This window comes from Nonomuraea sp. NPDC023979 (assembly GCF_040639085.1).
In the GTDB taxonomy this organism is placed as follows: Bacteria; Actinomycetota; Actinomycetes; order Streptosporangiales; family Streptosporangiaceae; genus Nonomuraea; species Nonomuraea ceibae.
In genome coordinates, this window is sequence record NZ_JBEZZG010000001.1 from 656409 (window position 1) to 677561 (window position 21153).

General features: G+C 72.0%; 19 protein-coding genes. 10 read left to right on the forward strand and 9 right to left on the reverse strand.

Annotation, left to right across the window (positions count from 1 at the left end; translation table 11 throughout):
• Nucleotides 1–100: 100 nt before the first annotated feature.
• Entirely contained in the window at nucleotides 101–754 is a 654-nt protein-coding gene (locus AB0G11_RS03240) for a helix-turn-helix domain-containing protein (protein WP_308125806.1), read from the forward strand.
• 120 nt (nucleotides 755–874) lie between these two features.
• On the opposite strand, the gene bldC is transcribed toward AB0G11_RS03240, so the two are convergent.
• Together bldC and AB0G11_RS03250 are read right to left on the reverse strand one after the other, a co-directional pair.
• Nucleotides 875–1078 carry a developmental transcriptional regulator BldC gene (bldC, locus tag AB0G11_RS03245; protein WP_013133571.1) on the reverse strand — a complete coding sequence of 68 codons (204 nt, stop codon included), beginning with the start codon at nucleotides 1076–1078 and terminating at the stop codon, nucleotides 875–877.
• A gap of 324 nt (nucleotides 1079–1402) precedes the next feature.
• Nucleotides 1403–2266, reverse strand: a complete 864-nt coding sequence (locus AB0G11_RS03250) for a hypothetical protein (RefSeq protein ID WP_357583658.1) — start codon at nucleotides 2264–2266, stop codon at nucleotides 1403–1405.
• A 107-nt stretch (nucleotides 2267–2373) separates the two neighbouring features.
• Between AB0G11_RS03250 and AB0G11_RS03255 the strand changes: the two genes are divergently transcribed.
• The 3 genes from AB0G11_RS03255 to AB0G11_RS03265 all read left to right on the forward strand — a co-directional run bounded on the left by AB0G11_RS03255 (nucleotide 2374) and on the right by AB0G11_RS03265 (nucleotide 4519).
• Nucleotides 2374–3453 carry a Glu/Leu/Phe/Val dehydrogenase dimerization domain-containing protein gene (locus AB0G11_RS03255; RefSeq protein ID WP_219506535.1) on the forward strand — a complete coding sequence of 360 codons (1080 nt, stop codon included), beginning with the start codon at nucleotides 2374–2376 and terminating at the stop codon, nucleotides 3451–3453.
• 152 nt (nucleotides 3454–3605) lie between these two features.
• Entirely contained in the window at nucleotides 3606–3836 is a 231-nt protein-coding gene (locus tag AB0G11_RS03260; protein WP_219506533.1) for a DUF3073 domain-containing protein, read from the forward strand.
• A 131-nt stretch (nucleotides 3837–3967) separates the two neighbouring features.
• Complete coding sequence (locus AB0G11_RS03265) at nucleotides 3968–4519, forward strand: CGNR zinc finger domain-containing protein (RefSeq protein ID WP_357583659.1); 552 nt, start codon at nucleotides 3968–3970, stop codon at nucleotides 4517–4519.
• Here AB0G11_RS03265 and purM read toward each other — a convergent pair.
• Nucleotides 4510–5535 (reverse strand): phosphoribosylformylglycinamidine cyclo-ligase, encoded by a 1026-nt coding sequence (gene purM / locus AB0G11_RS03270; protein WP_357583661.1) that lies wholly within the window; start codon nucleotides 5533–5535, stop codon nucleotides 4510–4512. The genes AB0G11_RS03265 and purM overlap by 10 nt on opposite strands.
• The gene (purF, locus tag AB0G11_RS03275; RefSeq protein WP_219506526.1) at nucleotides 5532–6968 is read right to left on the reverse strand and encodes an amidophosphoribosyltransferase; all 1437 of its coding nucleotides are present in this window, start codon (nucleotides 6966–6968) and stop codon (nucleotides 5532–5534) included. The genes purM and purF overlap by 4 nt, the downstream gene beginning before the upstream one ends.
• Nucleotides 6969–7121: 153 nt before the next feature.
• Here purF and AB0G11_RS03280 point away from each other — a divergent pair, with 153 nt between their 5' ends.
• Nucleotides 7122–8534 carry a hypothetical protein gene (locus tag AB0G11_RS03280; RefSeq protein ID WP_357583663.1) on the forward strand — a complete coding sequence of 471 codons (1413 nt, stop codon included), beginning with the start codon at nucleotides 7122–7124 and terminating at the stop codon, nucleotides 8532–8534.
• Between the two features lie 26 nt (nucleotides 8535–8560).
• Here the strand turns inward: AB0G11_RS03280 and AB0G11_RS03285 are convergent, their stop codons facing one another.
• Nucleotides 8561–8998: a sterol carrier family protein gene (locus AB0G11_RS03285; RefSeq protein ID WP_357583665.1), complete on the reverse strand. Its 438-nt coding sequence runs from the start codon at nucleotides 8996–8998 to the stop codon at nucleotides 8561–8563.
• Between the two features lie 116 nt (nucleotides 8999–9114).
• Here AB0G11_RS03285 and AB0G11_RS03290 point away from each other — a divergent pair, with 116 nt between their 5' ends.
• Together AB0G11_RS03290 and AB0G11_RS03295 are read left to right on the forward strand one after the other, a co-directional pair.
• Nucleotides 9115–11166 (forward strand): PhoX family phosphatase, encoded by a 2052-nt coding sequence (locus tag AB0G11_RS03290; RefSeq protein ID WP_357583666.1) that lies wholly within the window; start codon nucleotides 9115–9117, stop codon nucleotides 11164–11166.
• A 34-nt stretch (nucleotides 11167–11200) separates the two neighbouring features.
• Complete coding sequence (locus tag AB0G11_RS03295) at nucleotides 11201–13075, forward strand: ABC transporter ATP-binding protein (RefSeq protein WP_357583668.1); 1875 nt, start codon at nucleotides 11201–11203, stop codon at nucleotides 13073–13075.
• Here AB0G11_RS03295 and AB0G11_RS03300 read toward each other — a convergent pair.
• A complete protein-coding gene (locus AB0G11_RS03300; protein WP_357583670.1) occupies nucleotides 13042–14454 on the reverse strand; it encodes a DHA2 family efflux MFS transporter permease subunit in 1413 nt (470 codons plus the stop codon). The two genes, AB0G11_RS03295 and AB0G11_RS03300, sit on opposite strands and share 34 nt — an antisense overlap.
• 69 nt (nucleotides 14455–14523) lie before the next feature.
• Between AB0G11_RS03300 and AB0G11_RS03305 the strand changes: the two genes are divergently transcribed.
• Nucleotides 14524–15174, forward strand: coding sequence for a TetR family transcriptional regulator (locus AB0G11_RS03305; protein WP_357583702.1), 651 nt, complete (start codon nucleotides 14524–14526; stop codon nucleotides 15172–15174).
• 10 nt (nucleotides 15175–15184) lie between these two features.
• Nucleotides 15185–15934 carry a methylenetetrahydrofolate reductase gene (locus tag AB0G11_RS03310; protein ID WP_219506516.1) on the forward strand — a complete coding sequence of 250 codons (750 nt, stop codon included), beginning with the start codon at nucleotides 15185–15187 and terminating at the stop codon, nucleotides 15932–15934.
• Here AB0G11_RS03310 and AB0G11_RS03315 read toward each other — a convergent pair.
• The 3 genes from AB0G11_RS03315 to AB0G11_RS03325 form a co-directional block, all read right to left on the reverse strand.
• Entirely contained in the window at nucleotides 15927–17372 is a 1446-nt protein-coding gene (locus AB0G11_RS03315) for an MFS transporter (protein ID WP_357583672.1), read from the reverse strand. The genes AB0G11_RS03310 and AB0G11_RS03315 overlap by 8 nt on opposite strands.
• 67 nt (nucleotides 17373–17439) lie before the next feature.
• On the reverse strand, nucleotides 17440–18102 hold the full coding sequence (locus AB0G11_RS03320) for a Crp/Fnr family transcriptional regulator (protein ID WP_357583674.1): 663 nt from the start codon (nucleotides 18100–18102) through the stop codon (nucleotides 17440–17442).
• A gap of 34 nt (nucleotides 18103–18136) precedes the next feature.
• A complete protein-coding gene (locus AB0G11_RS03325) occupies nucleotides 18137–20140 on the reverse strand; it encodes an adenylate/guanylate cyclase domain-containing protein (RefSeq protein WP_357583676.1) in 2004 nt (667 codons plus the stop codon).
• Between the two features lie 206 nt (nucleotides 20141–20346).
• On the opposite strand from AB0G11_RS03325, the gene AB0G11_RS03330 reads away from it, so the two are divergent.
• Nucleotides 20347–21147, forward strand: coding sequence for a hypothetical protein (locus AB0G11_RS03330; protein WP_357583678.1), 801 nt, complete (start codon nucleotides 20347–20349; stop codon nucleotides 21145–21147).
• The last annotated feature ends 6 nt before the right edge of the window (nucleotides 21148–21153 follow it).

Genomic DNA, 21153 nt, shown 5'->3' on the forward strand with positions numbered 1-21153 from the left:
TTGGGCACCTGTACCACCAAACGATCGAGTTCGCCGCAGGGTACGGCCTTGTCGCCAACGACCCGATCTCCACTGGTCAGGGCTCGGATACTGTGCAGGGGTGACACCCGAGACGGCGCGTCCGCCCCGGCGCAGGCTGAGCGTCGACCGGCGGCGCGAGGAGCTCATGGCGGCGGCTCTGGAGCTGTTCGGCGCCCGGGACGCCGAGGACGTCACGATCGACGACGTGGCCTCGGCGGCCGGGGCGTCGCGGGCGCTGGTCTATCACTACTTCGGCGGCAAGCAGGAGCTCTACGTGGCGGCGCTGAGAAGCGCGGCCGGCCAGCTGGAGGCGCGGCTGCGGGAGGCGCGGCCTCGCGCGCATGACGGCGCCGGTCTGCTCGGCGAGCTGGCCTCGGGGCTCGGGCGCTACTTCGACTTCGTGGAAGAGCACGCGGCGGGGTTCGCGGCGCTGCTGCGCGGCGGGCCGGCCAACCGGACCGGCGAGGTCGGGGAGATCGTCGACGGGGTCCGGCAGCGGCTCTTCCGGCTCGTCCAGCGGCAGATGCGCGTCGAGGAGCCGACCCCGGTGCTGCGGGCGACGCTGCGCTCGTGGATCGCCTCGGTGGAGACGGCGGGGCTCGACTGGCTGGAGCACCGCGACATCGAGCGGGCCACGCTCGAACGCATGCTCGTCGAGCAGATGGTGGCGTTGCTCGGCGTCGCCGCCCGGCACGACCCCGACGCGCGCCGGCTGCTGGAGCAGCACGGCTGACCGGTGGAGAAATGGCGCCGGGCGGGCGGCGCCAGCTCCCACGTGCGACGTCGTATCGTCACAGGGGTGGACCGGGTCGTGCGGACCTGGCCCACCGTTCAACCCCCCTGAGGTTCGTAACTACTCCGAACGCTGCTGCGGAATCCCCGCGAGCAGTGCGCGGACCTCGGTCTCCCGGTAACGCCGGTGACCGCCGAGGGTGCGAATCGACGTCAACTTGCCCGCCTTGGCCCACCTGGTAACGGTCTTGGGGTCGACCCTGAACATGGTCGCGACCTCGGCGGGCGTGAGCAGCGGCTCGGCCTCGGGTGTACGAGCTGACATTTGTGCGGCCTCTCCTCCGTGTGGACCGGCTTAGCGCGATCCTGTGACTGCTTTTGCGCGTGTCACGGATGTCCCCCTATGGCGCAGAGCGTGCGGCTTTTCTGAGCCATATGCGGCATCACCCGATGTGACCATACCGCCACGCAGAGCGATTGGCGAGCCCTTCTTTGACCCAACTGCCCGCCCCCATGGCGATGTCACGCTCGGTGATTCTAGCGACACGTTTCGTGGTATCGCAGTGAAAACGGCAAACTACTCAGTTCGCAGAAGAGAGCAGCCGCGAGTCGTGACCTACTCATGCAGGTCAGAGCGTCGTATTGGGGTTCAGTTGGCAGATTCCAGAAGTTGCATTGACTTCCAGCGAAGGATGACCCTCTGGTACATGGCATAGGCAAGTTCTTCTTGACCCGTGTCCAGACCCGTCAAAGCGGCCGAAAGCTCCGCAACCGACTGGTCCGCCTGGAGGGCGTCGTCGTCCATCAGATGCACCAGACCGCCGTAGTCGAGCTCGACCAGCGAGTGCGGATGGAACTCCTCCAGCCACCGCGCCACGTCCTCCACGTCGAAGTTGGGCGAGGTGTCGCCCAGATGGCGGCGCAGCACCTGCAGCGCCCGCGCCGCCCGCCTCCGGGCCTGCGCCATGGACGTCACGTAGATGAGGTTGCGCCCCGTCGTGGTGGTCACGTCCTGCCCGGGCGTGGAGGAGCCGAGCACCAGCCAGCGCTCGTTCCCGTCGAAGGGCACGAACCATGACGGCGGCACGTGCCACGCCGTGGTGCGGATGTGGGTACGCAGCGCCGACGAGCCGCCGGCGCGCTTGTAGCGGTCGAAGTCGTCGGCCGTCTGGTCGGCGATCGTCTTGGAGACGATGCGGTCCATCAGCTTGGCCGGAGTGCTCCCGCGCAGCTTCGAGAAGGCCAGCCAGGAGCGCAGCCGGGTCTGCCAGGGGCACACGTACAGCCGGTCCTCCACGCGCCGCAGGTAGGCGTTGGGGCTCTCCTGCGAGGGGACCAGCTCGGGAGGGGCGCCGAGCAGCCGCCTGACGGCCTCGCCGTGCTCGGCCTGGAGCGCGTTGGCGCGGCGCGGGCGGTCGTTGGAGTCGGCATAGTCGGCCCAGACCTTGCGCTCAGACTCGGCGAACGCGGTCAGCGGCTCATAGACGCGGAGGTAGGCGGCATAGGGCAGCACGCACGCATCGTGTCATGAAGCCGTCGGCGCTCGCACTGTGGCGCCCATTACGCTGGTAGGCGATCTCCGCCGCGACGGGGCGGCGGACCGGACAGGGAGTCACTACCGTGACCGACGTCTTCGGCACGTCCCACAAGGACGTCCACGAGCAGGTCGTCTTCTGCGCCGACGAGCAGAGCGGCCTGCGTGCCATCATCGCCATCCACAACACCCAGCTCGGCCCCGCCCTCGGCGGCACCAGGTTCTACCCGTACGAGAGCGAGCAGGCCGCGCTCGCCGACGTGCTGAACCTGGCCAAGGGCATGGCCTACAAGAACGCGCTGGCGGGGCTCGACCTCGGCGGCGGCAAGGCCGTCATCATCGGCGACCCGGCCCGCGACAAGAGCGAGGCGCTGCTGCGCGCCTACGGCCGCTTCGTCGAGACGCTCGGCGGGCGCTACATCACCGCCTGCGACGTCGGCACCTACAGCGAGGACATGGACGTCGTGGCCCGCGAGTCGCGCCACGTGACCGGCCGCACCCTCGCCAACGGCGGCGCCGGCGACTCCTCCATCCTCACCTCCTACGGCGTCTTCCAGGGCATGCGCGCCTCGGCCGAGCGGGTCTTCGGCACGCCGTCGCTGCGCGGCAGGCGCGTCGGCGTCGAGGGCGTCGGCAAGGTCGGCCACCGCCTGGTCGACCTGCTCCGAGAGGACGGCGCCGACGTGGTGATCTGCGACGTCAGCGAGCAGGCCGTCGAGCGGGTGCGGCAGCGCCACCCGGAGGTCGACGTGGTGGCCGACGCGCAGGCCCTCACCGAGGCCGACATCGACGTGTTCGCGCCGTGCGCGCTGGGCGGCGCGCTCGACGACGCCACGGTGGCCAGGCTGCGCGCCAGGATCGTCTGCGGTGCCGCCAACAACCAGCTCGCCCACTCCGGCGTGGAGAAGCAGCTCGACGAGCGCGGCATCCTGTACGCGCCCGACTACGTGGTCAACTCGGGCGGCGTCATCCAGGTGGCCGACGAGATCTCGGGCTTCGACATGGAGCGGGCCAGGGCCAAGGCCGCCCAGATCTACGACACGACTCTGAAGATCTTCGGGATCGCCGCGGACGAGGGCGTTCCTCCGGCGGTCGCAGCGGATAGGCTGGCTGAACGTAGAATGTCGGAAGTCGGGCGCATTAGGGGCATTTGGCTGGGCCGCTGACGCCCCGCGCCCATACGACGTACCGAGCTGGGCACAAAACAGGTACGGTAATAGGCGAACGATAGGCTGACGCCCAAAGTCAGGGCGGCGTCAGTGTGTGGTGCGTTAGCGACGAGGGGTCGGGGACGACCCCACACGAGGGGGTCGAGCCAATGGGGCGCGGCCGAGCAAAGGCCAAGCAGGTCAAGGTTGCTCGCCAGCTGAAGTACAACAGCGGTGGCACGGATCTTGACCGACTTCGCGACGAACTCGGGGTCGGTGACCCCGGCCGCAACGACGACGCCGACGACCTCAACGACGAGCTGGCGGATCGCTATGCCGATTACGCCGACGGCTACGGTGCCGGAGACGACGACGATGATCGTCCCTCCGGCCGTCGATAGCCGTTCCTCCGCGTGACGTGGGTTCGCGTTCCGGCGCGGACCCGCTCAACGAGCGTCGGGCCCCACGGGTGACCGTGGGGCTTTGTCGTGCGCGCCCGTAACGTGTCGACGGCGCCACGTACCATTAGGGCATGGACGTGCTGACAGGCGAGCCGCTGGCCCTGGACCTGGTCAACACGCGGGCCAGCACGCCCGCGGGCGACGTGGACTTCCTCGGCACCGCCGACGGCCTCGGCGTCTGGCTGGCCCGCCAGTCCGACCGGCTGGGCGGCCTCCCGCAGCCGCTCACGGCCGACGGCCTCGCCGCGGTGCACCGGCTCCGCGCGCACGTCGAAGCGGCCGTCACGGCCGTCGTCGCGGGCCAGGCGCCGCCCGCCGCAGCCGTCGCCGCGCTGAACGAGGCGGCCCGCGCCGCCCCCATCCACCTGTTCCTGGGCGGCTCCGGCGTGGAGACCCGCCGCGACGCCGCGCCGCTCGACCGGCTGCTCGCCGAGCTCGCCGAAGCCGCCATCACGCTGCTCGGCACGCCCGGAGCGAGCAGGATCAGGTCCTGCGAGGCCCCGGGCTGCCGGATGCTGTTCCTTCCCGCCCACCCGCGACGCCGCTGGTGCTCGCCCGAGCTGTGCGGCAACCGGGTCCGGGTGGCCCGCCACTACGAGCGGGCCAGGAGCGGTCAGGCGTAGGCCGCCCGGCCCGAGCCGGGCACGATCTCGCCCATCACCCACGCGGGCAGGCCCCGCCCGGCCAGCAGGCGGATCGCCGCGTCGGCGTCGTCGGCCGCCACGATCGCCGCCATGCCGACGCCCAGGTTGAAGGTGCGGTCGAGATCCTTCTGCGCGATGCCGCCGTGACCGGCCAGCACTTCGAAGATCGCCGGCGGGGTCCAGGAGGAACGGTCCAGCCGGGCGTCGAGATGCTCCGGCAGCGAGCGCGACAGGTTGCCCTCGACGCCGCCGCCCGTGATGTGCGAGTAGGCGTGCACGTCGACCGCGCGGGCCAGCTCCAGGCAGTCGAGCGAGTAGATGCGCGTCGGCTCCAGCAGCTCCTCACCCAGCGGCCGGCCCAGCTCGGGCAGCTCGCTGTCGAGCGTCAGCGCGGAGTTGGCGATCACGTGGCGGACCAGCGAATAGCCGTTGGAGTGGACGCCCGACGACGCCAGCCCCAGCACCACGTCACCCTCGCGGACCCGGGCCGGGCCCAGCATCCGGTCGGCCTCCACCACGCCCGTGCCCGCGCCCGCCAGGTCGTACTCGTCCGGGCCCATCGCGCCGGGGTGCTCGGCCGTCTCGCCGCCCACCAGCGCCGCCCCGGCCAGCCGGCAGCCCTCGGCGACGCCGCCGACGATCTCCGCCACCCGCTCCGGCAGCACCTTGCCGCACGCGATGTAGTCGGTCATGAACAGCGGCTCGGCCCCGCACACCACCAGGTCGTCCAGCACCATGCCGACCAGGTCGATGCCGATCGTGTCGTGCTTGCCGTACTGCTGGGCGAGCATCACCTTCGTGCCGACCCCGTCGGTGGACGTGGCCAGCAGCGGCCGCTTGTAACGCAGCAGCGCCGAGGCGTCGAACAGCCCGGCGAACCCGCTCGCGTCGTCGACCACCTCCGGCCGCCGCGACCGCGCCACCTTGTCCTTCATCAGCGTGACAGCGCGCTCACCGGCCTCGATGTCGACCCCGGCCGCCTCGTACGTGCTCATGCCTTGCTCTCCAACACGAACTTGCCCACGTTGTCCTGGTCGATGGGGATGGGGTAGGAGCCGTCGAAACAGGCCCGGCACAGCCGCTCCGCCGGGATCGTCGTCGCCTCGGTCAGCCCTTCGAGCGAGATGTAGCCCAGCGAGTCGGCGCCCAGCGAGGCGCGGATCTCCTCGACCGACAGCGAGCCCGCGATCAGCTCCGCCCGCGTGGCGAAGTCGATGCCGTAGAAGCACGGCCACGCCACCGGCGGCGACGAGATCCGCACGTGCACCTCACGGGCGCCCGCCTCGCGCAGCATCCGCACGATCGCCCGCTGCGTGTTGCCGCGCACGATCGAGTCGTCCACCACGACCAGCCGCTTGCCCTCGACGACCTCGCGCAGCGGGTTGAGCTTCAGCCTGATGCCGAGCTGGCGGATCGTCTGCGACGGCTGGATGAAGGTCCGGCCCACGTACGAGTTCTTCACCAGGCCCTGGCCGTACGGGATGCCGCTCTCCTCGGCGTAGCCCACGGCCGCCGGGGTGCCCGACTCGGGCGTGGGGATCACCAGGTCGGCCTCCACCGGGTGCTCGCGGGCCAGCACGCGGCCCACCTCCACCCGGGTCACCTGCACGCCGCGACCCGCGATCGTCGTGTCGGGGCGGGCCAGGTAGACGTACTCGAACAGGCAGCCCTTGGGCTCGGCCAGCGCGAACCGGCGCGACCTCACCCCGCGCTCGTCGATCGTCAGCAGCTCGCCCGGCTCGATCTCGCGGGTGAACGTGGCGCCCACGATGTCGAGCGCCGCGGTCTCCGAGGCGACCACCCAGCCGCGCTCCAGCCTGCCCAGCACCAGCGGGCGGATGCCCTGGGGGTCACGGGCCGCGTACAGCGTCTTCTCGTCCATGAACACCAGCGAGTAGGCGCCCTTGACCTGCGGCAGCAGCTCGGCGGCCGAATCCTCGATGGAACGGCTGCGATCCTGCGCCAGCAGCGTGGTCAGGACCTCGGTGTCGGTCGTCGCCCGCGTGGCGCCCGGCTCCAGCCGCTCGGCCAGCTCCGGGGTGTTGATCAGGTTGCCGTTGTGGGCCAGCGCGAGACCGCCCACCTCGGTCGAGCTCAGCGTCGGCTGCGCGTTCTCCCACACGCTGGAGCCCGTCGTGGAGTAGCGGCAGTGACCCACCGCGATGTGGCCGCGCAGCGTGCCCAGCACCGACTCGTCGAAGACCTGGGCCACCAGGCCCATGTCCTTGTAGACGAGGATGCGGCTGCCCTCGCTGACCGCGATGCCCGCGGACTCCTGGCCGCGGTGCTGCAACGCGTACAGCCCGTAGTAGGTGAGTTTGGAAACTTCCTCGCCTGGCGCCCAGACGCCGAAGACACCACAGGCATCCTTCGGAGCGCGGTCTTGGGGGTCCAGGTCATGGCCGAGCCGGCCGTCGCCCTTCAGCACATGCTTCAGTCTAGGTTGCGGCCTTCCGTGCTCGCACACCCGGGTTGTTTGAGCCAAGGATGACCCCTGTCTTACCGTGTCGGATGGTTTCGAAGGGCGCTCCCGCGAAAAGGTGAAGTATCCGGCATTCGACTCGTCGGGGGAGACGCAGACGTGACCACACCTGGGGACCCGAACCAGCCTCGCCCGCGCGAGAACCGTCCCGGCCCGGACGAGCCCGCCCACGAGCCTCCGGTCCAGGAGCCCGGCCAGACGGCCGCGCACGCATGGTGGGCCGAGGGCGCCGCCGAGGAGCCCGCCCCTGACCGGCCCGCCCGCGAGCGGGGGGAGTCCGCCGGGCCGGGCCGGTCCGGTCGCGAGCAGGGGGAGCCGTCCGCGTCGGAGCCGTCCGGGACGAAGGAGCCCGGGGAGGAGCCCGGGGAGGGGGAGGAGCCGATCGCCCCGGCGCCGCCCGTGGTCCCTCAGCCCGGCACGCCCGCCCCGCCGCAACCCGGCCCCGGCCCCGAACCCCGGCCCGGCCCTGAGCCGCGTCCTGGCCCCGAGCCCGGCCCCGGCCCCGAACCCCGGCCCGGCCCTGAGCCGCGTCCTGGCCCCGAGCCCGGCCCCGGCCCGGAGCCGCGGCCCGGTCCTGAGCCCCGGCATCCCGATCTGCCCACGGCGCCCGAGACGCCGCCGCCCGCGACGGCCCCCGACGAGGCGGACGCGGAGCGCACGGCGGTGTTCGGCACGCCCGACTGGAACCGTTCCGGCGACACGCAGTCCTACCCGATGCCCGGCTCCACCCCGTCGTACCCCGGCTGGGAAGGCGCCGCCTCGGACGACGAGCCCGGCCCCTCGGGCCCCCGCACCCCGTCCCGCTACGACCCGGCCCCCTCGGACCGCCCCTCCTTCGAGCCGCCGACCCCCGAGACCCCGGACGAGACCAGGGCCCAGGGGACCCCGTACAGCCCGCTGGCCCCTCAGGGAGAGACCCCCCAAGGGCACGAGACAGGCGCCGCGCACCCGTACGGGAGCGGGGCCGCGCAGGAGGGCCCCACGTACGGGACAGGCGCCTCCCAGCCGGAGGGCGCCCCCTACGGCGAGGGCGCGCCGCACGGGGAGGGGCAGGAGCCCGCGGTGCCGGGGACGGCGCCGTCGAGTCCGTACGGGGGAGCGCCGGGGGCGGGCCCGGTGTACGGGGCGCCTCCCGGCGGGGCGTACACGCCGCCGCCCGGCGGGGCGGGGCAGTATCCCCCGGACTGGCGGCCGCCGGGTCAGCCGGGCAGCGGGCTGGCGACGGCGTCGCTGGTGCTGGGCGTGGCGAGCCCGTTCCTGGTGTTCGTCTGCTTCATCGGCCTGCTGACGGCGATCCTGTCGATCGTGTTTGGCATCGTGGCGCTGACCAAGCGGGTGGGGAAGGGCCGGGCGATCACCGGCATCGTGCTGAGCGTCGTGGCGCTGGTGCTGTTCGCGGCGGTGGCGATCTGGTTCTGGAACGTGGTGCAGGAGTGCGCCCAGCTCCCGGGCGGCCTGGCCGACCGGTGCTTCGAGGCGCGGATCCCGTGGATGGGCAGCACGCCGTCCTGACGACGCCGACGTAGCCTTCCGGCGCGTTATAGCGGCAAATATTCGGACAGGTCGGCTCGGGATCCGCTGGCCGCCACCGCCCCCTTCCCCCTGGCCTCCTCCCACGTCATCCGCCCCACCGCCAGCTCGATCCACGTGCGCGCGTCCATCTCGACCACGTTCGGCGGCGTTCCCCGCGTGTGGCGCGGCCCCTCGATCGCCTGTACGGCCGCGTACGGCGGCACGCGCACCTCGACGGTCCGCCCGGGCGCGGCCGTCACCAGCCGGTCCAGCAGATGGCGTACGGCCTGCCGCGCGGCCTCGCGCTCGGGCCGCACCCCGCGGTCGTAGGCGGTGAGCACGGCGGTGACGAGGGCGTCGGCCAGCGCGCCGGCGGGCCCGTCGTAAGCCGGTTGGTCGAGGGCGACGAGCTGGGCGTCGAGTGCCTCGCGGAGCTTCGCTGGATCGAGTTTGCGTGGTGGCACGCCACCATTGTGCTCCCTGGAAGCGTTCACCGCGCCGGAGGGCCTCGTTCACCTGCGGTTTCTCCGGTGACCGTAATGTCCGGCTCGAACGATTGCGCACTACCTTGGAGGACCCTGTGGCGAATCTCTCGCCGCGCCGGCTGCTGCCGCTGCTTTCCACCCCGCACAAGGGTGGCCGATCCGCGATGACCTGCCAGTTCCGGTGCGGCAACGCGTGCGCGCATGACGTGGCCAACACGAGCGGCAACCCGTACTTCGGCGAGGTGGTCGAGCAGGCGCTGTCGCGTCGTGGCGCGCTGCGCGCCGGCGCGCTGGGCGTGCTGGTGGCGGGGGCCGGGCTGGCCGGGGCCGCGCCGGCGTTCGCCGACCCGGGCAGGCCGGAGGCGGCCGGTCACCGGGGCGGCGGCCTGGACTTCACGCCCGTTCCTCCGAACACCGACGACAAGCTGACCGTGCCCGACGGCTACCGGTCCTCGGTCGTGGTGCGCTGGGGCGACCCGGTGCTGCCGGACGCGCCCGCGTTCGACTTCGCCAACCAGACGGCCGACGCGCAGGCCAAGCAGTTCGGCTACAACTGCGACTTCGTCACCCTCTTCCCGATGGGCCGCGACCGTGGCCTGCTCTGGGTGAACCACGAGTACAGCGACGAGAACCTGATGTTCCGCGGCTACACCGGCGGCGCCGCCGCGACCGAGGAGCAGATCAAGATCGCGCTGGCCGCGCACGGCGGCTCGGTGGTCGAGGTGGAGCGCGAGCACCGCAGCGGCGAGTGGAAGCTGGTGACCCGGGGCCGCCGCCGCTACAACCGGCGGATCACCGCGACGACGCCGATGCGCTTCACCGGCCCGGCCGCCGGCAGCGACCTGCTGAAGACCGCGGCCGACCCGGCCGGACTCAAGCCGCTGGGCATGCTGAACAACTGCGCCGGCGGCACCACCCCGTGGGACACGGTGCTGACCGCCGAGGAGAACTTCGACCAGTACTTCGTCAACGGCGACAAGGTCCCCGCCGAGCAGAAGCCGTACGTCCAGCGCTACACGCTCACCACGGGCACGCCGGCCGACAACCGCCGCTTCGACCGGGTCGAGGAGCGGTTCGACCTGGCCAAGCACCCGAACGAGGCCAACCGGTTCGGGTGGATCGTGGAGATCGACCCGTTCGACCCGGACGCGACGCCGATCAAGCGGACGGCGCTGGGCCGCTTCAAGCACGAGGCCGCCACGACGACGCTGGCCAAGGACGGCCGCCTGGTCGTCTACATGGGTGACGACTCCCGGTTCGAGTACGTCTACAAGTTCGTCTCGAAGGAGCGCTACCGCCGGGGCAACGACCGGCACAACCGGAGCCTGCTGGACGAGGGCACGCTCTACGTGGCGCGGTTCACCGGCGACAGCCCGGCGGAGGAGATCGACGGCTCGGGCAAGCTGCCGTCCGACGGCGCCTTCGACGGCGCCGGCGAGTGGATCCCGCTGGTCAGCGGCAACGAGTCGCACGTCGAGGGCATGACCGCGGCCGAGGTGCTGGTCTACACGCGCGTGGCGGCCGACAAGGTCGGGGCCACGAAGATGGACCGCCCCGAGGACGTGGAGCGCAACCCGGTCACCGGCGCCGTCTACGTCGCGCTGACCAACAACACCAACCGCACCCCGGCGCAGGCCGACGAGGCCAACCCGCGCGCGAACAACAAGCACGGCCACGTGCTGGAGCTGGTCGAGCGGCGCGGTGACGCGGCGGAGACGACGTTCGCCTGGTCGGTGCCGCTGGTCTGCGGCGACCCGAACGACTCCGGCACCTACTTCGCCGGGTTCGACAAGACCAAGGTGTCGCCGATCTCCTGCCCGGACAACCTGGCCTTCGACCGTGACGGCAACCTGTGGATCTCCACGGACGGCAACAAGCTCGGCAGCCACGACGGCCTGTTCGTCATGCCGGTGCGCGGCCGGGACCGGGGTCACGTGCGGCAGTTCCTCACGGTGCCGGTCGGCGCGGAGACCTGCGGCCCTATGATCACCGAGGACCAGCGCAGCGTGTTCGTCGCGGTGCAGCACCCGGGCGAGGTCGACGGCGCGAGCCCGGACAAGCCCGCCAGCCGCTGGCCCGACGGCGACCAGCCGCGCCCGGCCGTCGCGGTGGTGTGGCACGCCAGGAACAAGAAGATCGGCAGTTGACGTCAAGTTAACTTGAGGTCCTAGGCTCCTCTCCATGAGCATGGAGATGACGGCCTGGCACCAGGTGTACTCGCTGAACAACCGCCCGGAGCGTCGCCAGATATCGAAGGCGACGCTCCGTCGCGTCTGGGGGTTCGCCCGGCCGCATCGCCGCAGGATCACGTTCTTCCTGGCGCTGAGCGTGGTGATGGCGGCCCTGGCGGTCGCCCCGCCGGTGCTGGCGGGCCGGGTGCTGGACGCGATCGGCTCGGGCAAGCCGATGAGCGTGGTGCTCGGGCTGGCGGGCCTGATCGCGGGCCTGGCGGTGGCCGAGGCCGGGCTCGGGCTGCTGACCCGCTGGCTGTCGTCGGGGCTGGGCGAGAACCTGATCCTGGACCTGCGCACGGCCGTCTTCGACCACGTGCAGAAGATGCCGATCGCGTTCTTCACCAGGACGCGCACCGGCGCCCTGGTCAGCCGGCTCAACAACGACGTGATCGGCGCGCAGCGGGCGTTCACCGACACGCTGTCCAGCGTGGCCGGCAACGTGGTGACGCTGGTGCTGGCGCTGACCGTGATGATCGGCATCTCCTGGCAGATCACGCTGCTGGCGTTGCTGCTGCTGCCGGTGTTCGTGCTGCCCGCGCGCCGGATGGGCGTGCGGATCGCCCGGCTGCGCCGCGAGGCCGCCGACCACAACGCGGCGATGGGCACCCAGATGACCGAGCGGTTCTCGGCGCCGGGCGCGACGCTGGTCAAGCTGTTCGGCCGGCCGCGTGCCGAGTCGGCCGAGTTCGCCGCCAGGGCCAGGCGGGTGCGCGACATCGGGGTGCGCACGGCCATGACGCAGTCGGTGTTCGTCACCGCGCTGACGCTGGTCTCCGCGCTCGCGCTGGCCCTGGTGTACGGGCTCGGCGGCTTCTACGCGCTGCGCGACCAGCTCGACCCGGGCTCGGTCGTGGCGCTCGCGCTGCTGATCACCCGCCTCTACTCGCCGCTGACCGCGCTGGCCAGCGCCCGGGTGGACGTGATGAGCGCGCTGGTCAGCTTCGAGCGCGTCTTCGAGGTGCTCGACCTCGAACCGCTCATCAAGGACCGGCCCGGCGCCGGCCAGGTGCCCGACGGACCGGTCGGGGTCGAGTTCGACAACGTGCGCTTCGCCTACCCGTCGGCCGACAAGGTGTCGCTGGCCTCCCTGGAGGAGGTGGCCGCGCTCGACAGCCGGGGCGGCGTCGAGGTGCTGCACGGCGTCTCGTTCCGGGCCGAGCCCGGCCAGATGGTCGCCCTGGTGGGCTCGTCGGGCGCGGGCAAGTCCACCATCGCCCAGCTCCTGCCCCGCCTGTACGACGTGGACGAGGGCGCGGTGCGGATCGGCGGCGTGGACGTGCGTGACCTGACGGCCGACTCCATCCGCGACACGCTCGGCATGGTCACCCAGGACGGGCACCTGTTCCACGACTCGATCCGGGCCAACCTGCTGCTCGCCCGCCCCGAGGCGGACGAGGAGGAGCTGTGGGAGGTGCTGCGCCGGGCCAGGCTCGCCACGCTGATCGAGTCGCTGCCCGACGGCCTCGACACGGTGGTGGGCGAGCGCGGCTACCGGCTGTCGGGCGGCGAGCGCCAGCGGCTGACGATCGCCCGCCTGCTGCTCGCCAGGCCCCGCGTGGTCATCCTGGACGAGGCCACGGCCGCGCTCGACTCCACCTCCGAGGCCGCCGTGCAGGAGGCGCTGGCCGAGGCGCTCGACGGGCGGACCGCCGTGGTGATCGCGCACCGGCTGTCCACGATCCGCGCCGCCGACGTCATCCTGGTGATCGAGGACGGCCGGGTCGCCGAGCGCGGCACGCACGCCGAGCTGCTGGCCGCCGGGGGCCGCTACGAGGAGCTCTACCGCACTCAGTTCGCCGACCCGGCCATCGCCGCCGCCTGAGGCTCCCCGGTCGTACGGTCCGCGCGCAGCGTGCGGAGCGCGACCGGGATGCCCGCCAGCACCACGACGGCCGCGATCACCAGCGTGAACCGGTAGGCGTCGAGGAAGGCGGCGAGCGGCGGCCCGTCGCCCGCCGCCTGCCGGGAGGTCAGGATCGCGCCCAGCACGGTGATGCCGAGCAGCCCGAACACCTCTCTCGACACGTTGAGCACCCCGGACGCCACCCCGGACCGGCCGGTGGGCATCCCGCTGAGCACGGCCGCGGTCAGGGGCACCAGCAGGCCGCCGCCGAGCCCGTACAGGACGAACCACGGCAGCACGTCCGCGTAGCCGCCGTCGGCGCCGACGCCGGAGATCAGGTAGATCGCGGCCGCCATCAGCGCCAGCCCGAGCGCCACGGTCCTGCCGATGCCCAGCGCCGCGCCGATCCGCTGCGACAGCACCGCGACGACGCCCATGACCAGCGCCATCGGCACGAACGCGGCCCCGGCCTCGGTCGGGCTGAAGCCGAGCACGTTCTGCAGCCAGAGCGCGCTGAAGAAGTAGATGCCGAACACGCCGAACGACCAGATGCCGCTGGTGATCACGCCGCCGGTGAACCGCCTGGCCCGGAAGAGCGACAGGTCGATCATCGGCTCCGCCGCCCGCGCCTCGACCAGCAGGAACGCCACCGCCGACACCGCCGTGACGGCGAACGCGGCGAGGATCTCCGGCGAGGTCCAGCCGGCCGCCTCGCCCTCGATGAGCGCGTAGGTCAGCGCGAACAGCGCGATCGCGGAGGTGGCCAGGCCCGGCAGGTCGAGGCTGTGCCGTACCCGGGTGAAGGCCGGCCGCACCGCCCACAGCGCCAGCCCGAGCGTGGCGACGCCGATCGGCACGTTGATCAGGTAGATCCAGCCCCAGTGCCAGTTCTCGCTGATGAAGCCGCCGGTCACCGGGCCGAGGGCCATGGACAGCGCCCCGGCCGCGCTCCAGATGCCGACCGCGCGGCCGCGCTCGGTCCCATCGGGGAAGATCTGCGTGATCAGTGACAGCGCGGTCGGGGTGAGCAGGGCCGCGCCGACGCCCTGCACCGCGCGGGCGGCGATCAGCGAGCCGCCGTCGGTGGCGAGCCCGGCGGCCAGCGAGGCCAGTGTGAAGACGCCGAGCCCGGCGGCGAACACCCGGCGCGCGCCGAACACGTCGGCCAGCCTGCCCCCGGCCAGCATCAGCCCGGCGAACACCAGGATGTAGCCGCTGACGATCCACTCCAGCCCGGCCAGCGTCAGCCCGAGCTCCCGCTGGATCGTCGGCAGGGCGACGTTGCCGACGTTGTTGTCGAGATACGTCATGAACGTGCCGAGCGTCACCGCGCCCAGCGCCCACCATCTGCGCTCCACGAACCCTCCTATACGACGTACTTGTACGACGTATAGGGAAACTCGTACGGCGTATAGTTGTCAACCGTGATGGGAAAGCTCACCGCGGACGCGATCGTCGAGCGGGCCCTGCGGATCGGCGACGCCGAAGGGCTCGACGCCGTGACCATCAGGCGGCTCGCGACCGACCTCGGTGTCACGCCGATGGCCCTCTACTGGCACTTCAAGAACAAGGACCGGCTCCTGGAGGGCATGGCCGACCACCTCGTCGCCGGGTTCGCCCCCGCGCGCGACGACGAGCGGCCGTGGCAGCAGCGGCTGCGCGAGGTCCTGACCGGCCTGGTCCGCGTGCTGCGCACCCACCCGTGCGCCAAGAGCGTGCTGGAGCAGGTCGACCAGAGTGCGGTGCCGAGCTTCCTGGCCGTGTGGGACGACGCGCTCGGCCTGGCCAGGTCCGCCGGGTTCTCCGTGGAGGAGAGCTGCCTGATCTCCAAATACCTGCTGCAGAGCGCCATCTCCATCGCCGACGCCCCGGTGCACTTCACCGCGAGCAACACCCCGGAGGAGGTCGCCGAGCTGGTCCGGGTCAAGCGCCTCGGCCTGCAGTCGCTGCCCGCCGCGACCTACCCGAACCTGGTGGAGATGGCCGGCCCCCTCGTCCAGCCCGACCCCGAGCTCTACGACACGTTCGGCGTCGACCTCGTCCTCGCGGGCATAGAAGCCCTGGCGGCCAGACGCTAGGGTCCTGGCCATGACCTTCGAGCTGGTATGCGAAATCGAGCCGCCCACCACGCCCGACCTCAAGCGCGTCCGCCACCAGATCGGCACGCTGAGCACGATCGCCCACTCGTTCCTGATCCCCGACAACCACATCGGCCGCGCGACCGTCTCCAGCGTCGCCGTGGCGCACGAGGTCGAGGCGATGGGCGGGCGCAGCATCGCCTGCCTCAACTCGCGCGACCGCAACCTGCTCGGCTTCCGCCGCGACCTGCTCACCGCCGCCGCCTACGGGGTGGACCAGTTCTTGTTCGTCTACGGCGACAAGCCGACCAGCGGCAACCGCACCAGCGACCTGACCGTGCGCTCGATGATCGACGAGGCCCGCGCGTTCTCGCCCGGCCTGCGCGTCGGCGCCGCCGCCGGGCTGCGCCCGCTCCCGGCCTGGAAGCGGGCCGCCGACTTCCTGTTCCTCCAGGCCGGCTTCTCGCTGGAGGCGCTGCTGCGCTGGCGCGAGGCCAACCCGGTCGACGTCCCGGTCTACGCCGGCGTGCTGGTCGTGGCCAGCGCCGGTCACGCCCGCGCCCTGTCGGCCGCCATCCCCGACATCGCGATCCCGGACGAGCTGGTCGCCCGGCTGGCCGACGACCGCATGGCCGGCGTCGAGGCCGCCTGCGCCCAGGTCCTGGCCGTCCGCGACAGCGGCGCCTTCGCCGGGGTGCACCTGATCCCCGTCAGCCGCTACCGCGACGTCGAGTCCCGCCTGTCGGCCGCCCTCAGGTGACCTTGCGCGAGCGGGCCAGGGCCGCCAGCACGGCCCCGGCGACCGCGACCGCGAACAGCACCGCGTACGTGCGCTGGAAGCCCTGCATGAGCTGGTCCACCGCGACCGGCGAGAGCGTCGACAGGGTGCCCGCGTAGACCTGGGCGCGCACCTCGGGCCCGACGGCGCTGCCCAGGACGCTGAGCGACAGGCCGATGCTGAGCACCACGCCGACGTTCATCACCATGAGCCGGAAGCCGTTCACCACGCCCAGGCTGCCGCTGGGCAGGGCGGCCATGACCTGCGTGGTGTTGCCGGTCAGGAAGGCGCCGCTGCCGCACCCGGCCACGAACAGGCCGATCCCGATGATCCAGTACGGGGTGCCGGGGTCGGCCGTCAGCATCAGCACGCCCAGGCCGGTGGAGCTCATCAGTGCGCCGCCGATCGACAGCGCGTACGAGGAGACGCGGCGGCCGAGCGCGCCCACGACGGGGGAGGCCACCGCCATGCCCACCGGCACCGGCAACACGCTGAGCCCGGCCGTGAACGGGTCCACGCCCCGGGCCGCCTGGAAGTACAGCGCCACCACGAGGATCAGCGCGGCCCGGGCGATCGCGTTGCAGAACGACGCCAGGTTGGCGCACGCCAGCATCCGCCCGCCGAACAGCCGCACGTCCAGCACGGGGTGCGAGGCCCGCCGCTCGACCAGCACGATGACCGGGACCAGGACGACGAACACCGCTGCGCCGGCCAGCACGACCGGGCTGGTCAGCCCGCCGGAGCCGGCTTCGGAGAGCGCGAGCAGGATGGCCGACAGCGCGGCGAACACCAGCGCGTTGCCCAGCGCGTCCACCGGCTGCTTGGGCCCGCGCGGCATCTTGCGCAGCGTGACCGCCCCCCAGACCACGGCGATCACCCCTGCGGGCACGTTCACCCAGAAGATCCACTGCCATCCGGCCGTGGAGGCGATCAGGCCGCCCAGCGTGGGTCCGGCGAGCTGGGCCACCGACAGCGTGCCGATGTAGACGCCCATGCCCTGGCTGAGCTTCTCGGGCGGGAACGCGTCGGTGATGATCACGGTCCCGTTCGCCAGGATCATCGCCGCCCCGACGGCCTGCACCACCCGCATCGCGACCAGGAACCACACGTCGGGCGACAGCCCGGCGAGCAGCGACGCCACCGTGAACAGCGCGAACCCGGCCAGGTAGACCTCCCGCCGGCCCAGCAGGTCGGCCACCCGCCCGAAGAACACCAGGCTCGCGGTGTTGACCAGCAGGAACGCCAGCAGGATCCATCCCGACTCGAACGGCGTGGCCTGGAAGTGCCGGACGACCGCGGGGAGCGCCACGTTGAGCGTGCTGCCCGCGATGCCGATGAGGACGAGCCCCAGGCTGGTGACCGAGCAGACGCGCCACGCGTAGCGCATCCTGGCATGTTGATCGGGGGAGATCGCGACCATGCCTTCAACTATGACGTACGACGTACGTCCACTTCGCGGCGGGGTGAGGGAAATTCTAGAAAATAGTTCAGCGGGCCCGCCGGCGCAGCCCGTCCAGGTCGTGGACGACCACGCGCCGCCGTCCGGTCTCGATCAGCCCCCGGTCGCGCAGCGAGCGCAACGCCTTGCTGACGGCCTCGCGCGACGCCCCCGTCCAGCCCGCCAGCTCGTCCTGCGACAGCGGCAGCGCCACGCGCAGCCCGCCCGGCGTCTGCTCGCCGTAGCGCTCGGCCAGCTCGATCAGCCGCGTCGCCACCCGTCCCGTCGTGTCGAACGCGCCGTACTCGATCCGCTTGCGGTCGGAGTCGCGCAGCCGCTCGGTGACCAGCCGCAGCAGCAGGACGGCCACCCGCCCGTGATCCTGGAGGAAACCGGTGAAGTCGCGGATCACCACCCCCGAGACCGGCTCCAGCGCGGTCACCGTGGCCGAGCGCGGCGAGCCGTCGATGGCCGACATCTCGCCCAGCAGCGCGCCGGGACCGCGCACCGCGAGCACCACCTCGGTGCCGCCGCTCGTATGGGACGAGACCTTGACCCGGCCCGCGGTCAGCACGAGCACCCAGTCGGAGGTGTCGCCCTCGGTCATCACCGTCGTCCCGCGCTCCCACCGTCGCGGCCGCCCCGCGGCGAGCACCGCCTGGAGCTCGTCGGGAGTGAGCGTGGACAGGAACTCGCCGGCCTCTGGCGTCATGCGCCCGATTATGTCCGTACGGAGCGGCGGGCAGCTATGCCATTTCTGTGAGAACGTACGCCTCCACGGGCTCCTCCTTGCCCTTGAGGCTCAGCCTGCCGAGCGGATCGACCCGGGCCCCCGCGCCGAGCTGCTTGAGCGTGGTCGCGCCGATCACCACCGTGCCCGGCTCGGCCAGCGACTGGAGCCGGGCCGCCACGTTCACGCAGTCGCCCATCGCGTTGAAGCCGCGCAGCTCGGGGCTGCCGATGTTGCCGACGAGCGCGGGCCCGGTGTTGACCCCGACGCGGAACGTCGGCCACTCCACGGCCGCCCCCGCCACCTCCCGCGCAACCTCGGCGGCGGCCCGCTGCATGGCGAGCGCCGCCCGGCACGCCGCCCTGGCGTGGCCCGCCTGCGCCGCCGGGGCGTTGAACACCGCCAGCAGCGCGTCACCGACGAACTGCACGATCGTGCCGCCGTTGGCCAGGATGCACGGCACCGCCGCCGTGTGATAGCGGTTCAGCATCTCCACGATCTCGCCCGGCGTCACCCGCTCCGAGAACGTGGTGAACCCCTTCAGATCGGCGAACAGCGAGGTCAGCTCCTGCAACCGGCCGCCCAGCGCCGCCTGGCCCGGATCGGCGAGCAGGGCGTTGGCCACGTCCGGCGACATGTACTGGCGGAAGAGCGTGTTGAGCTCCCGGTAGAGGCGGGCGTTCTCCAGCGAGATCGACAGCTGCCCGGCCAGCGTGGCGGCCAGCGCCTCGTCGTGCGCGCCCCGCCCGGCGGGCACCTCCAGCACCCCGGCCAGCCGGTTCTTCACCGTCAGGGGGTAGGCGACCAGCTCGTCGCGGCGGATCGGCGCATTCGTGGTGAAGTGATACTCGCGCGACCCGATCCGGGTGCGGCCCTCGGAGACCAGCCCGATCCGCACGTCCCCGTACGCCTGCCTGACCCGGTCCAGGGCCGTGGCCAGCAGCTCGGTCTCGGGCAGGCCGACGCGGGTCCTGGCGCCCACGTCGACCAGCGCGGCCAGCCGTTCCGACAGCGCCCGCTCGTCGGCCAGCGCCCGGCCGGCCCGGTCGAGCACCGCCGCCTGGCCCTCGTTCAGCCGGAACTTGCCCGACAGCCGGGTCGCCGCCAGCGGCTCGCCCCGCCGCACGTGCTCGACGAGCTCCTCCAGCGCCCGGTCGTAGTCCTGCTGGATGCGCCGCACCGTCGCCGAGAGCGTCACCGAGTCGAACAGCCCGGCGCCCGACCCCTCCCGCCTGAACTGCAGGTAGGCGCTGTAGGCGACGAACCCGAACGCGAACGTCAGCAGGACGTGCCACTCCCACCACGTCAGATGCCAGTTGAGCTGCGACATCCCGGCGACCATCGACTCGGCCAGCAGCGCGTAGGCGGTGATGAGGCTGATCAGCATGGCCGACGGCCGCCGCCGGTGCAGCAGGAACATCATCACCCCGGCCGCCGCGAACAGCGCCAGCCCCGGCAGCGACCCCCACGCCACCCACCCGGCGGGCGACCCCTCCGGCGGGCGGCTCAGCGGCGTCCAGCCCGGCAGCAGCGAGGCCAGCCCCCACAGCACCATGAACCCGAACAGCGCCCCGCGCACCGCGTGCTGCGCCTTCAGCACCGCCCGCGCCGCCCGCTCGCCCAGCGGCAGCGCCGAGGCGAACGCGAACCCCGAGGCCACCGTGAGCCCGGCCATCTGCCCCAGGTCGAACCCGAGCGACCCCTTGGGCAGGATGATCTGCGGCGTCGCCAGCCCGTGCATGAAGAAGAACCCGGCACTGCTGACGAACACCATCGAGACCAGGAACAGCCGGGCGTCCCGCCGTCGCCGCGACGCCTCGCTGATCAGCGTGCCCAGCACCACGTTCAGCCCGGCCACGGCGACGATCAGCCAGAAGTGGCTGGGATTGTGGTGCCACATGACGTTCAGGTCCGGCTGGGCGAGCAGCAGCCACAGCCCGAGCATGGGCAGCGCCAGATGGATGACCCAGACGACTCCGCGCACGGGTTGCGTGGCGGGCGGCAGGTAGGGGGCTGACACGCCCCTGATTATCCACGGGCGGGGCCGGGGGCCACTGTGTTGTTTTACGGGTTCGACACTTCTTGACCCGTCAAGTGACGTCAGCCCGTTCTGTCACGCTGTGTTTCGTGATGGATACGTTATGTCACTTCTGCCATCCGATGGAACGGTTGAAACGTGAATCTCATGTTCAACATGAACATCACCTGTTCTTCGGAAGGAAAGCCGTGGCTCTCAAGGTTCGGGGTGGGCGCTCGCTCGCCCTCGTCTCCGCCGGCGCGCTCGCCGCTTCGCTGCTCACCGTGGGTGGCGTCGCGACCGCCTCGTCCGTCTCCTCCGCGGCCGGTGAGGTGACCGCCTGCGTGCACAAGAAGTCCCGCTACGCGCGCATCGTCAACCCGACGGCCAAGTGCCGGACGACCGAGATCCGCATGATCATCGGCGGCGGCGAGACCCAGCCCGCCCTCTCCTCGGGCACTCGCGGCCAGGCCGGCCCCCGCGGCCCCCAGGGCCTCCAGGGCCCGAAGGGCGACGCCGGCCCCGTCGGCCCCCGCGGCCCCCAGGGCAAGCAGGGGCTCCCCGGCAAGGACGGCGCCCCCGGCAAGGACGGCCAGCAGGGCCCGGCAGGCAAGGACGGCCAGGACGGCAAGCCGGGCCTCCCCGGCAAGGACGGGCAGCCGGGGCCGAAGGGCGACACCGGCCCCCGCGGCCCCCAGGGCCCGAAGGGTGACCCGGGCGGCGCGGCCAACCTCTCCACCTACGTGGAGACGGCCTCCATCAAGAACGGCTCCGGCACGGCCACCTGCAAGAGCGGCGACCTGGCGACCGGCGGCGGTTTCTCCGTCGACTGGCGCTACCAGGTGACCGCCAGCATGCCCAGCGGCGGCAACGGCTGGACGGTCCGGGCGAGCAAGGGCAACAACAACGACTACGACGTCAACAGCAAGAGCGCCCAGCCCGAGGTTTCGACCCAGGGCGGCAACCACGGCTCCGCGGGCTCGGTCTACGTCGTCTGCCTGAAGTCCTAGGCACCA